The sequence below is a fragment of the Flavobacterium lotistagni genome (assembly GCF_011392125.1).
In the GTDB taxonomy this organism is placed as follows: domain Bacteria; phylum Bacteroidota; class Bacteroidia; order Flavobacteriales; family Flavobacteriaceae; genus Flavobacterium; species Flavobacterium lotistagni.
Genome location: NZ_JAAJBU010000002.1, coordinates 1 through 14,285, shown reverse-complemented (window position 1 = coordinate 14,285; position 14,285 = coordinate 1). Strand labels below are relative to the sequence as shown.

8 protein-coding genes are annotated in these 14,285 nt (G+C 44.6%); all 8 read right to left on the bottom strand.

Features of this window, described 5'->3' with window-relative positions:
- Window positions 1–95 precede the first annotated feature (95 nt).
- Window positions 96–1,706: a helix-turn-helix transcriptional regulator gene (locus G4D82_RS02880; protein WP_166334311.1), complete on the bottom strand. Its 1,611-nt coding sequence runs from the start codon at window positions 1,704–1,706 to the stop codon at window positions 96–98.
- A 91-nt stretch (window positions 1,707–1,797) separates the two neighbouring features.
- Entirely contained in the window at window positions 1,798–2,886 is a 1,089-nt protein-coding gene (locus G4D82_RS02875; RefSeq protein ID WP_166334309.1) for a hypothetical protein, read from the bottom strand.
- Between the two features lies 1 nt (window position 2,887).
- Complete coding sequence (gene scpA / locus G4D82_RS02870; protein ID WP_166334307.1) at window positions 2,888–5,011, bottom strand: methylmalonyl-CoA mutase; 2,124 nt, start codon at window positions 5,009–5,011, stop codon at window positions 2,888–2,890.
- 7 nt (window positions 5,012–5,018) lie between these two features.
- Window positions 5,019–5,423 (bottom strand): energy transducer TonB, encoded by a 405-nt coding sequence (locus G4D82_RS02865; RefSeq protein ID WP_166334305.1) that lies wholly within the window; start codon window positions 5,421–5,423, stop codon window positions 5,019–5,021.
- Window positions 5,420–6,793 carry a methylmalonyl-CoA mutase subunit beta gene (locus tag G4D82_RS02860; protein WP_166334302.1) on the bottom strand — a complete coding sequence of 458 codons (1,374 nt, stop codon included), beginning with the start codon at window positions 6,791–6,793 and terminating at the stop codon, window positions 5,420–5,422. The genes G4D82_RS02865 and G4D82_RS02860 overlap by 4 nt, the downstream gene beginning before the upstream one ends.
- Window positions 6,794–6,828: 35 nt before the next feature.
- The gene (locus tag G4D82_RS02855; protein ID WP_166334300.1) at window positions 6,829–7,158 is read right to left on the bottom strand and encodes an FtsB family cell division protein; all 330 of its coding nucleotides are present in this window, start codon (window positions 7,156–7,158) and stop codon (window positions 6,829–6,831) included.
- Window positions 7,159–7,278: 120 nt separating this feature from the next.
- Entirely contained in the window at window positions 7,279–7,887 is a 609-nt protein-coding gene (gene udk, locus G4D82_RS02850) for a uridine kinase (protein WP_166334298.1), read from the bottom strand.
- Between the two features lie 111 nt (window positions 7,888–7,998).
- Window positions 7,999–14,262 (bottom strand): Ig-like domain-containing protein, encoded by a 6,264-nt coding sequence (locus G4D82_RS02845; protein ID WP_207788115.1) that lies wholly within the window; start codon window positions 14,260–14,262, stop codon window positions 7,999–8,001.
- Window positions 14,263–14,285 lie beyond the last annotated feature (23 nt).

The following is a 14,285-nucleotide window of genomic DNA, read 5'->3' as shown; positions in this document are numbered from 1 at the left end:
AGTAGCCAAATTGTTTTAAGGTACTTTAAAAAGTAGGTAGACAATAGGTGAACAATCGTCTTAAGGCTGATAAATACTGAGTTTTTTTATTATAGTTATACCGATAAAATGAATTCAGTGAGATTGTCTTCTGTGGTCAATTGCAGTTTTTTTCTAAGTCGATAACGCGCGGTTTTAACACTGTCGGGCGAAATATTCAGAATCGAAGCCATTTCTTTAATCGAAAGATTGAGCTTGATTAGTGCGCAAATCTTCAAATCGTTCGAACTGATATCGGGATATTTCTGTTTGAGTTTGTTGTAGAAATTCTTGTTGACGCTCTCAAAATATTTGTCGAAATCGTTCCAATTTTGGTCTTGCGTGAAATGGCTGTTGATGATTCTCGAGAGTTGTTTCTCGGTCGAGTCATCTTTCTTGCGGATGATGGATTTAATTTCTTCCAGTAGCTCGTTCTTTTGTAGCATTTGTAGCGTAATTGCGCTGAGTTGGCTTTCTTTGTGCTCGATGTCGTTCTCGAATTGCTGTTCTTTTAGCTTTTTCTGTTCTTCGAGCGCCGTAAAAAGTTCCTCTTTGGTTTTCAAGAGTTGCTTGTCACGTTTGTTGATGCGCTTGAGAAAGAAATACGAAAATGAAAACACAATCAGTAAAATTAGCACTAAACTGAATAATAAAAAGTTGGTAAGTCGCGATACTTCTTTTTCTTTGGAAATGAGTTCGAGTTTACGGTCTTTCTCAGCCACTTCAAATTGTACTTCAAGGTTTTTGGCGATTTGTTCTCGCTCGAGCGAGTAGTAGCGGTCTTTGATTTGGATTTGTTCGTCCTGAAGTTGGCTAACTTCCATGAATTGCTGCTGTAATTTTTTGAGATCGATAAGTGCTTGTATGGATTTGATTTCAAATACTTTATCAGACAATTTTTCCGACAGAAGTTTTGCCTTTTGAAAATAAATCTCGGCCTGAGGTTGCTGGCGGTTAAACGTCAGTTCCCAATTTCCTAGTGCAATTAAAGACAAAACTTGCGCTTGTTTGTTTTCTGATGAATCGGCCAAACGCATCGCTTTGCTGTATAGCTCATAACTCTGCTGTTTTTGATTCTTCTTTTTAGACAAATCGCCCATTTTGATATAAGCATTAGGCAAGTAAGCAATATTGTTCGAGCGTTCAAATTCTGCGAGTGCTCGTTTGAAAAAGTAAGTCGAGGAGTCGCTTTTTTTTTGGTGCTCGTATAAAGTTCCCAAACTGCTGTAGGCCAAACCCAATGTGCCTTCGGTATCGTTAGTGCCTTCAAGATCGCTGACAACACTCTTACTGAGCGCTATAGCTTGAGGGTATTTTTTCTGCCGACTGTAAATGGTGCTAATGAGTTGCAAACAGCGGCTACGGCCTTTTTTGGCTGCCTGCGGATTTGTAGCAGAAAGCTTTTTATACTCACTCAAAGATTGGGTGGCATAACGCAAACCTTTTTCAGAACTGGCCCCGAACGAACAAATGCCCAAATACAGTAAAGCTTCGGCTTTGTCATGTACGTTATTTTCTTTTTTTGCCTTTTCGTAGGCCTGAAAGAAATAATTGAACGCTTCATTTTCTTGGTCTTTCACCAGTGCATCCCAACCTTTTTGCAGCAAAATATTGTCCGAGGGATTTCCGTAAGCGATACCGCAAAAAAGTAATAGAAAATAGCAACTCAACTTCTGAATGATATTCATTTGAATACATTTTAATTAGAAATATGCGATGTGAAAATTGCTAATGAAGAAGCCAAATATAGGACAAATAATTTACTTGACTCAAATAATTTTAATTGCATGCAGGCAGTGACGCAATCCATTGTTGCACCAGATTCACGCCTTCTTGATGCACCATGGTTCTGCCCACTCGAGGCATACGGAAATTAGTATTGTCAGTATTCATCATGTAATACAAGGTTGATTGGGCAGTGTTATTGGGAGAAACGATCATGCCATGACTAATACCCGGAACTTGCAAAGCAGCGCCCACACAAACCCCCATTTTAGCCGGTTCGACCGTTTCATTAAATGCCATTCGGATGGAAACAAATTCTCCATCACCATGTTCTCGATGGCAATGCGCGCAATTACTGTCAAAGTACGAACGAACTCTAAGGTTCAAATCCTGAGAAGCGTCAAGATAGTTCACTGTTGAAATAATGTTTGCAGGCAAATTGTTTTCGAGATACCCAAAAGCAATCCATTTGGAAAGTTGGTTTTGACTGCCTGAGGAATAGGAATAATTGTGATTGAGATTTTGCGGTTTGATGCCAATTGGCTGGTTTTCGTGCATTCCCGCATGACATTTAGCACAATCTATTTGAGAAGGAATTTTGTAGTTGATGGTTTGCAAAACATTGTTCTGGTCACGCCAAGAAAGCGGAACCGTACTGCCTTGTAAATCAAGAGTGGCTTCGGTTTGCTCGTTGTTCCAAACGTAATTGGCAAAAATCCACCCACTGGTTTTTCGGATCATCACCCGTGTCTCGATAATTTTTCGGGTATTCTCTGGCTGTACTTGGTCGTAATAGAAATTCTTCAGTAAAGCCGAACCTATAGGCAAGTTCAAAACTTCATGATCAGTAGTGTAATTGGCTATACTATCTTTTGGCATCCAAACAAAACGCGATTTTTGCGCATAGTCGGTGAAAAGTTCGCTGGCAGGCCGATAAGGCAAAACACCAAAAGACGGCTGCAATTGGTTTATCGCACCGGAAAAGAACTTGTAATCAGATAGTTTTGGATAAGGTACTGCATCGAGGTTCATCACAACAGGCGAAGTAGCGACATATTCATCATCAGACGAAGCGCAGGAACCAAGCGCGACGGTCAACAACAAGGCAAGAAGCCCACTTTTTGAAAAGATCTTAATATGCATTTTAATCCAACAGAATTTCTAGAATTTTAATAGCTGCATCACTGATTTTGGTTCCAGGACCAAATACCGCCACAGCACCAGAATCAAATAAAAACTGATAATCTTGTGCCGGAATCACACCACCTACAACAACCATAATGTCTTCACGACCGTATTTCTTGAGTTCTTCTATGACTTGCGGAACCAAAGTTTTATGCCCTGCCGCCAAAGAGGAAACCCCAAGAATATGCACGTCATTTTCCACCGCTTGCTTGGCTGCTTCGGCCGGCGTTTGGAAAAGTGGTCCTATGTCTACGTCGAAACCAACATCGGCATAACCGGTAGCTACTACTTTGGCGCCGCGATCGTGCCCGTCTTGACCCATTTTCGCAATCATGATTCTCGGGCGACGGCCTTCTTTTTTGGCAAACGTATCGGCCAATTGTTTGGCTTTCTCGAAACTTTCGTCGTTTTTGATTTCTTTACTATACACGCCGCTGAAAGATTTGATTTGTGCTTTGTAACGACCGAAAATCGTTTCCAAGGCGTCGCTAATTTCACCCAAAGTTGCTCTGTTTCGAGCAGCGTCTACGGCCAATTCGAGCAAATTGCCTTTTCCGGTTTGCGCACAATTAGTTAGTTGATTAAGTGAGTTTTTAACTTTTGCCGAATCGCGCGTAGCCTTAATTTTTTCTAGCCTTTCAATTTGTTGTTTGCGCACGAGTTGGTTATCTACGTCAAGAATATGCAACGGATCTTCTTTTTCAAGACGGTATTGATTCACGCCCACAATAATGTCTTGGCCGCTGTCAATTCGGGCTTGTTTTCGGGCCGCCGCTTCTTCGATACGGAGTTTTGGAATTCCAGCTTCGATGGCTTTGGTCATTCCGCCAAGTTCTTCCACTTCTTCGATAAGTTTCCAGGCGCTTTGAGCAATTTCATTAGTGAGGCTTTCTACATAGTAACTACCAGCCCAAGGATCGACGGTTTTAGTGATTTTGGTTTCTTCTTGTAAGAAGATTTGCGTATTACGAGCAATTCTTGCCGAGAAATCAGTAGGTAAGGCAATGGCCTCATCTAAGGCATTGGTATGCAAAGATTGTGTTCCGCCAAAGGCTGCCGCTGCTGCTTCAATGCATGTTCTAGCCACATTATTGAACGGGTCTTGCTCGGTCAAACTCCAACCTGAAGTCTGGCAATGTGTTCTTAAAGCCAATGATTTATCATCTTTCGGATGGAACTGGCTCACGAGTTTGGCCCAAATCATTCTTGCGGCTCGCATTTTTGCAATTTCCATAAAATGATTCATTCCGATAGCCCAAAAGAAGGAAAGTCTGGGTGCGAATTCATCGATTTTCATTCCGGCAGCCAAACCAGTTCTAATGTATTCTAAACCATCAGCTAAAGTATAGGCGAGTTCAATATCGGCAGTAGCTCCGGCTTCTTGCATATGATAACCCGAGATGGATATCGAATTGAATTTAGGCATTTTCCGGCTGGTAAATTCGAAAATATCCGCAATAATTTTCATCGACGGCGTGGGCGGATAAATGTAAGTATTGCGTACCATGAATTCTTTCAAGATATCATTTTGGATGGTGCCCGAAAGTTGTTCCGGGGCAACGCCTTGTTCTTCGGCGGCTACAATATAAAATGCCATAATCGGAAGTACGGCGCCATTCATGGTCATCGAAACCGACATTTTTTGCAGTGGAATTTGGTCGAAAAGCACTTTCATGTCTTCCACAGAATCAATGGCGACACCTGCTTTTCCGACATCGCCTACCACGCGCTCATGGTCTGAATCGTAACCGCGATGCGTGGCCAAGTCGAAAGCAACAGATAACCCTTTTTGGCCTGCTGCAAGATTTCTTCTGTAAAAAGCGTTACTTTCTTCTGCGGTTGAAAATCCGGCATATTGACGAATCGTCCATGGGCGGCGTACATACATCGTAGCATAAGGACCGCGCAGGTTAGGAGCGAAGCCGGCGCCAAATTCCAAGTGCTCGAGATTTTCTGTGTCCTTTGCGCTATAAATCGGTTTGACTTCGATGCCTTCTGCAGTCAAGAAGTGCTGAGTTGACACTAGTCGGTGGTCAGTTTGATAGCCCTTAAGGGTGAGATGTTGGAGGTCTTTTCTTTTCATAATATTGTCATGAACCAATTTTTATAGGCAATGAATACTGGACTCGTACATTTTTGCCGTTTTGTGAACCCGGAATCCACTTCGGGCATTTCTGTAACACACGAATAGCTTCTTCGCCTGTTCCCGAACCAATATCCCTAATCACTTTGATATCATTAATGCTCCCGTCTTTTTCTATGACAAAATTAACGAATACCTTACCGTTTAAATTTTTCATATTGGGAACCCAGTAATTTCGGGCTATATAACTGTAAAATTCGCTTATACCACCTGGAAAGTCCGGCTTGACATCTACTCCAGCAGTGTTGTAAAGCTTTTCCTCGTCCTTAGCCTGAGGTTCGGCATCGGTGAGTTGGGCGCTAGCGAACTGCGTAAAAATCAATAAAAGAAGAGAAAACAATACCTTTTTCATAGCTCGCTGTTTACTGATTCTTGATTAAGCCGCTCCTGTTCTGTTTTTTCGGCCAATCTTCTCTCGATAATCGGAGTAATCAATGTTTTCCTGGGTTTGATTTTGACAAATGGGTACAATTCCAAATCGTCTTTCATGCGGTCGTTTTTGTTCGGGTATTTGTTTGTGCCTAATAGGATTTCTTTTCCTTCATCGAATAGTTTTTGTTCCGCGTCGGCACTTTCCTGGATTTTTCGTTGGATGGTTCCTTCAGTGAGCTGTTTCAAGAAACCACCGTGGGCTTCGATGTCTTTGAACAAGGCCAACGCTTTTTCGGCGAGTTGCTGGGTCAAACTTTCAATGTAATAACTGCCGTCCGCCGGATTGTCTACTTTGTCGAGGTAACTTTCGTTTTTTAAAATCAGCAGTTGATTTCTGGAAATACGGTCGCCAAATTCGTTGTCTTTGTGGTAAATCGCGTCGTAAGGCAAGTTCACAATCGTATCGGCGCCACCGAAAATTGCGCTCATGCATTCGGTTGTGGTACGCAGCATATTGACGTTATAATCGTATAAGGTTTTATTGCGTTTGGTAGGAACTGCCAGGATGTGGCAATCGTGTAGATGGTTATATTCCGAGGCAATTCTGTTGAACAGTAACCGCAGCGCCCGAAGTTTGGCAATTTCAAAAAAGTAATTGGTTCCAACCGCAACCTGAAACACAACGGGTTGGTTGATGGTCAATCGGTTGAAATACTCGTTGGCATGCGCCAGCATATAAGCAAGCTGTTGCACGATGTTGGCTCCGGCGTTTTGGTATAAAGTGCCGTCGATACTCAATAAGGAGCTTTGCGTGGTTGCTAATTTGGCGAGCGTTTCGAAGTTGTCTTTTTCAGCCGAAGCGAACCAATTGCCGTCTTTGGCCAAATGGCCTATCGGATCGAGATTGAGGAATATTTTGGCATTGTGGTCTTGGGCAATCGCCTCAATTTTTTTGACGAAATCTGACGAGAGAAACTGTAAGTTGAAATGGACGTTAACGGAGTCCAATGGCAATTTTTCGAGTAGTTGGGCTACATTGGTTTCTTGGTTTTCAATCGTGAAGTACAAACTTTCTGCACCGCGATTGATACTGTCTTGCGCTCTGGCAATTGATTTTTCCAAATCGTGAACAAAGATGGCTTGTCCGATTTTAAATTCCGTGGCTTTGGTGTTTACCGATAGTGGTTCACCAGCTTCGTCGGTGTGATAAAAGGGCTTGACTTTAATGCCTTCGGGCGATTCCCAAACTAGGGTATCATTGTAGTCAGCACCTTTGAGTTCAAACTGGATTTGTTGTTTCCATTGCTTGGAAGAAACGGGTTCAAAATCTGGAAATAAATTCTCTGCCATTGTTATATATTTTATCTCGCAGCGCAGCGGTCTTTTTACCTTTTTTTCACCGTGTCGCCTTCGTATTCGATGATGTAAATATCTTCACTGTCGCGTTTCATATAATATTTCTCGCGCGCCAATTTCTCGACCTGATCGGGGTTTTGCAGCTGTTTGATTTTCTGCTGGTCTTTGCGAATTTCGTCTTGGTAGTATTTTTTGTTGGCTTCGAGTTCTTCGATTTCTTTGTTTAGTACGCGATGATCGAAGTAGGAGTAATTGTCTAGAAACAGCATCCAGACGCAGAAGAACAGCAATACCCAAATGTATTTGTTGCTGACGAACTTGAGGAACCAGTGTTTTTCTTTAGGCGGTTGTTCTTCCATGGGACAGGTTTTTTAGCCCCGATAGCAGCGGCATCCTTTCGTGCCGGGGTTCGGCAGGAAAGATAGAGCGGATAGCGGGAAATAGCTTCTTAAAAAAAGCCCGATAAAAGTAGGAAAAATTTATGAAATACGCTGATTAATTACGGCGCGAACCACATCGATGGCCACGGTGTTGTATTTGTCGTTCGGGATGATAATATCGGCGTGGGCTTTGGTAGGCTCGATGAATTGCAGGTGCATCGGTTTGAGCGTGGTTTGGTAGCGGTTGAGCACTTCGTCCATGTCGCGGCCACGTTCGGCAATATCGCGTTTTAAGCGGCGGATGAGTCGTTCGTCTGAATCGGCATGAACGAAAATTTTCACATCGAACAGATCGCGCAGTTCCGGATGGGCGAGAATCAAGATGCCCTCGACAATCATTACTTTTCGCGGATGGGTGTGAATCGTGTCGTCGGTACGGTTGTGCGTCACGAAAGAATAGACTGGTTGGTCAACACTGTTTCCGGCTTTGAGCTCTTTGAGGTGCTCTACAAGCAAATCGAAATCAATCGCGCGCGGATGGTCGAAATTGATTAGGGCGCGTTCGTCGAAGCTTAGGTTGGAATTGTCTCGGTAATACGAATCTTGAGATATAATGCCCACCTCGGTCTCGGGCAATTCGTTCATGATTTGGTGGACTACGGTGGTTTTACCGCTTCCGGTGCCGCCGGCAATTCCGATAATTAGCATAGAGTAGTTGTTATGGTTTTCTGACGCAAAAATAGAAATTTAATTGAAAGTGTTCGGCTGTTTTCTAGTTGAAATCACAATCAATTAAATTCCTATTTTTTTCATGGTATTTTAGCGCACCAGTGAGAAGTGGCTCTTGAATTCTTTTGACTGCCCGTTCTCGGTGTATTCGGCTCTAAACCAATAATCTGTAGAAGGTAAAGGTTGCCCGTTGAACGTTCCGTCCCAGCCTTCGCCCGTTGGAATGACCTGTTTGATGAATTTTCCGTGGCGGTCAAAAATATAAACTTTGGCCGATGGTTGGTCTTTGAGCCCGATGACGTTCCAGGTATCGTTGAAGCCATCATTGTTTGGTGAGAAGAAGTTCATATAACCCAAAATGACAAACTCCGTAGTAATATAAGTACAACCGTTTTCATCTTCTACGGTTATTTTGTGCGTGCCCGGAGCGATATTGGTAAACAGATTCGATTGTTGCGGTGGGCCGTAATCCAGTTGATACAAGAATGGACCGGTTCCGGTGTTTACGGTGACTATTACGCTGGCATCGTTGGTGAATTGTCCGTTGATTTGTGTGGTAATTCCGAGTGCCGGGTTCGATTCGGTTACGTTGATAGTTACCGTAGATGAATTACATCCGGTGCCGTTGTTGGTGGCTGTCACGGTATAAATACCCGGTTGTGTGGCCACAAAAATAGCACTCGTATTGGCTTGCGTAACCCCGTCAATGGTCCAGGCGAAAGTATGCGTGGCCGGATCAATTCTGGTGTTCAGTGTGAGCGGGTTGATTACATTTCCGGTCAATGAATCGATACAGATTACACCGTCAGTAACTGCTGGAGTTGCTGTAATAGGTTGTGGATTGATTACAACACTTGAAATAGGCGAGATACAACCGAAACCATTTTGCGCGGTTAAATCATAAGTGCCTGGAGCGAGGTTTCCGTAAAATAATGTATTAGAATAGCCGCTGCCGTCAAAACTGTAAAGTTCACCCGCTACCGCATTGATGTTGATTTCTCCCAATGCAACCGTACAATTCGGTTGTGCTGTAACATACGATGGCGTTGCAGGGGTTGGTGGTTGCGGGTTTAGGCTGATGGTGCTTGGTGCTGAAATACAACCGCTGCTGTTCATCGCACTCACGTTGTAGCTTACGCCGCCCGGTAAAAGATTATAGTTCAAAGTACTGGTGAAAGGTCCGCCGTCTAAGCTGTAAGTTAGACCAATAACCCCAGAAACTACTACTGTTCCAGTAGCTACGGTACAAGTCGGATGAATCGGGGTAAGCGTTGGCGAGGCTGGTGTGAGTGGTTGTACATCAAGTGTCACAGTCACTACGGGTGAGGTACAACCTGCGGCATTTTTGGCTTTAATAGTATGGGTTGAACTTTCTAATAAACCAGAGTAAATTAAATTGCTCAAGTAAGGTCCGCCGTCAAAGCTGTAAGTTTCTCCAGTAACACCATTGATGGTGATGGTTCCGGTGGCCAACGTACAAGAGGGTTGTGTCACCACGAAAGTAGGTGCAGCCGGTGTTGAGGGTTGAGCTAGAATATTCACTAGAGCTGGTGCTGAAACACATCCGCCCGTGCTTTTGGCTACTATGGTGTGAACTATTCCTGCAGAAAGCCCGCTGTAAAATGCAGTCGTTGTGAATGGGCCGTTATCCAAACTATAAGTCACACCAGCCTGAACTGGGAAAATGGTCGCTGAGCCGGTCGCCGTAGTACAATCGGGTTGGGTAATCGCACCAATTGTAGGTACCAACGGAAGCGGGTCAATAGTAAGAATGACGGGTGTTCTGGTTAAAGAGGGGCAAATACCATCGCTAGATTCTGCGTAATAAATCACCGAAATCGCTGTGTTTATTGATGGTGTAACCACGCTGCCACCTACCGGAGCATTGAACCAAGTAATGGTTAATCCTGGAGCTGTAGCCACCGCAGTAATTGTTTGAATCGGTGTTTGTACACATTGGAAAATATCACCCGCAGAAACTGGAGCAGCCGGAGCCGGATTAATAGTCAGCGTAACTGATGTTCTCGTGAAAGAGCTGCAAGTAGCGTCATTGGCTTGAGCGTAATAGGTAATATTTCCGATACTATTTAATGTTGGATTGGTCACCGAAAGCCCACCAGTAGCGGCATCAAACCAAGTGATATTCTGTCCGACCGAGACAGTTACCGCTGTATTTGCATTCAGGGTTTGTAACGGTGCAATTTGGCACTGTGTAATATTTCCTGATGATACCGGAGCGGCTGGCGCGGCATTAATAGTCAAGGTCACCGCAGTTCTTGTGAGTGAAGAACAACTGCCGTCATTGGCTTGTCCGTAATAGGTGATGGTTCCCGGTGTGTTTAGTGTAGCCGACGCAATCAAAGTTCCGCCTGTGGCAGTCGTAAACCAATCTACTGTTTGTCCGGCAACTGGTGTGATGGCGTTGCTTGCATCGAGGGTTTGTATCGGCGATTGCTCGCATTGGGTGATATTTCCGGTCGAAATCGGAGCCGAAGGAGCGGCATTAATCGTTAACGTGACCGCAGTTCGGGTAAGCGAATTACAAGTTCCATCATTTGATTCTCCATAGTAGGTAATCGTTCCTGTAGTGTTCAAAGTGGGCGAAATTACTGCTGTGCCGCCGGTTGCTGAAGAAAACCAATTAACGGTTTGTCCCGGAATGGGTGTAATTGCAGTACTTGCGTTCAAAGTTTGAATCGGCGATTGTTCGCATTGGGTGATGTTACCACTCGAAACCGGAGCTGCCGGAGCTGCATCGATAGTGAGAGTAACAGTCGTTCTGGTAAGCGAATTACAGCTTCCATCGTTGGATTGTCCGTAGTAAGTTATTGTTCCTGTTGTGTTCAAAGTGGGCGAAATTACTGCTGTGCCGCCGGTTGCTGAAGAAAACCAATTAACGGTTTGCCCCAGAATAGGTGTTACTACTGAGTTGGCATTCAAAGTTTGTATCGGCAATTGCTCGCATTGGGTAATATTTCCGGAAACCGCTGGAGCCGCCGGCGCTGCATTGATGGTCAGAGTGATTGGAGTTCTTGAATACGATGGGCAAGTTCCATCATTTGATTCTCCGTAATAAGTAATAGAACCGGTTGAGTTCCATGTAGGGATTGGAACTAAAGTACCGCCTACTGCCGAAGTATACCAACTCACATTTTGCCCTGGTAATGGCGTGATGGCTGAAACGGCATTCAGAGTTTGTATCGGCGATTGTTCACACTGAGTGATATTTCCGTTGGAAATGGGTGCAAATGGCGCAGCGTTAAGGGTTAAAACCACTGCAGTTCTGGTTAGTGATGAACACGTTCCATCATTCGCTTGGGCATAATAAGTGACCGTTCCAGTTGTGTTTAATGTAGGCGACAATACGGCAGTTCCAGCCGTGGCCGCTGTAAACCAATCGGTAGTTTGCCCTGTTACTGCTGTGATGGCGTTATTAGCGTCAAGTGTCTGAATAGGCGAAATTTCACATTGAGTGATGTTTCCTGTAGAAACTGGAGCCGCTGGCGCTGCATTAATCGTTAAAGTGACTGCAGTTCTAGTTAGCGATCTACAAGTTCCATCATTGGCTTCGGCGTAGTAAGTTACTGTTCCTGGGGTATTCAAAGTCGGTAATAAAACCGGTGTTCCGGCGGTTGCGGCGGTATACCAATCGGTGGTTTGTCCGGGAACTAATGTAATGGCATTGTTGGCATCAAGGGTTTGAATCGGCAACTGTTCACATTGTGTAATATTTCCCGTAGAAACCGGTGCTGCTGGAGCGGCGTCAATCGTTAAAGTAACTGCCGTTCTGGTTAATGCTGAACAGGTTCCATCATTGGCTTCGGCGTAATAAGTAACTGTTCCGGTAGTGTTCAAAGTAGGCAATAGAACGGTTGTTCCACCAGTAGCTGCGGTAAACCAATCTGTTGTTTGTCCTATCACTGAGGTAATCGAATTATTGGCATCAAGGGTTTGAATCGGCGACTGCTCGCATTGGGTAATATTTCCGGTCGAAACGGAGGCGGCTGGCGCGGCGTTGATCGTTAACGTTACTGCAGTTCGAGTCAGAGAAGAACAAGTTCCATCATTAGCTTCAGCGTAATAAGTAACTGTTCCGGTAGTATTTAAAGTAGGAAAAAGTACCGTTGTTCCTGCAGTAGCGGCCGTGAACCAATCAATTGTTTGTCCTAGAACAGGAGCGATGGCATTGTTGGCATCAAGGGTTTGAATAGGCAACTGTTCGCATTGGGTAATATTTCCTGTAGATACCGGAGCTGCCGGAGCCGCATTGATGGTTAAAGTAACAGCAGTTCTCGAATAAGACGTGCAAGTTCCATCATTTGATTCGGCATAATAGGTAATAGTTCCGGTCGAACTCAAAGTAGGCAATGCTACAGAAGTTCCCGCTGTGGCTGCGGTATACCAATCTATTGTTTGTCCGAGAACCGGCGTGATGGCGTTATTGGCATCGAGGGTTTGTATTGGCGATTGTTCGCATTGCGTGATATTGCCCGTCGATACAGGAGCTACCGGAGCACCATTAATCGTCAACGTAACGGCAGTTCTGGTCAAGGAAGCACAAGTCGTATCATTTGCCTCTGCGTAATATGTTGTACTTCCGACTGAATTAAGTATTGGAGTTGCGACACTGCTTCCCGCGGTAGCTGCTGTAAACCAACTGATGGTTTGTCCTGTTACCGGAGTAATCGCATTATTGGCATCGAGGGTTTGCATCGGAGATTGCTCACATTGGGTAATATTTCCCGTTGAAATTGGCGCGGCCGGAGGAGCAATAATAGTCAAGGTTACAGCAGTTCTAGTATTTGACGAACATGTGCTGTCGTTAGATTCTGCATAATATGTCACGGTTCCAATAGTATTCAAAGTTGGCAACGGTACAGCAATTCCACCTGAAGCCGCGTTGAACCAATCGATGGTTTGCCCAACTACCGGAGTAATCGCATTGTTGGCATCGAGTGTTTGTATTGGCGATTGTTCGCATTGGCTAATATTTCCAGTAGAAGATGGCGCTGCCGGAGCAGGGTTAATTGTTAGCGTCACCGCAGTTCTGCTGAGTGCCGAGCAAGTTCCGTCGTTGGATTGTGCATAAAAAGTAATAGTGCTAACGGTGTTCAAGGTAGGTAATGCTACCGATGTACCTGCTGTTGCTGCGGTAAACCAATCGGTGGTTTGTCCGACTACTGTGGTAATTGCGTTGTTGGCATTTAGAGTTTGAATAGGCAGTTGCTCGCATTGGGTAATATTTCCGGTGGAAACAGAGGCTGCCGGTGCACCATTAATTGTCAGAGTTACTGGTGTTCGAGTTAATGATGAACAAGTTCCGTCATTTGCCTCGGCATAATAGGTAACCGATCCAACCGAGTTCAAAGTAGGTAATGCTATGATTGTTCCTCCTGTGGCTGCATTGTACCAAGTTGTGGTAATTCCCAGTATCGGACTAATAGCGTTATTGGCATCCAAAGTTTGTATTGGAGCTTGTTCGCATTGGGTAATATTTCCAGTAGAAAGCGGAGCTGCCGGAGCTGCATTTATGGTTAAAGTTACAGGTGTTCTATTTATTGAGACACAATTACCGTTGGAGGCTTCGGCATAAAGAACAAGGGTTCCGGTAGTGTTGTGGGTTGCAGATGCTACAGTTGTTCCGCCTGTTGAGGCATTATACCAAGTTACCGTTTCGCCCGCGCCTACCGTAGCAGTAGCGGTTAAGGTTTGAATCGGAGATTGCTCACATTGCGTGATATTTCCACCAGAAACAGGTGCTGCCGGAACAGCATTAATAGTCAGCGTTACTGGAGTTCTTGTTAACGATGGGCAACCATTATTTGCCTCTGCATAATAAGTGACACTTCCGAGCGCATTTAAAGTGGGCGTTGCTACTGCTGCTCCACCAGTTGCCGCATTGAACCAACTCAAGGTTTGTCCAACAGCTACCGTAGCAGTGGCAGTTAAGGTTTGTATCGGCGATTGTTCACACTGGGTAATATTACCTCCAGAAACTGGTGCGCCTGCCGGAACCGAATCGATTGTCAAGGTAACAGCAGTTCTTGTCGTGGAAGGGCATCCGTTAGAAGCTTCCGCATAATAGGTTACCGAGCCAGTTGTATTTAAAGTAGGTGTTGCTACAATTGCTCCACCAGAGGCCGCATTATACCAGCTTAAAGTTTCTCCAGCCAAAACAGTTGCCGTAGCGGTTAATGTTTGAATCGGAGACTGCTCACATTGGGTAATATTTCCACCTGAAACTGGAGCCGCCGGAGCTGCGTTGATGGTCAAGGTTACCGGTGTTCTGGTTAACGAATTACAAGTTCCGTCGTTGGCTTGTGCGTAATAAGTAACCGAACCTATAGTATTCAAAGTAGGTGATGCTACCGAAGCGC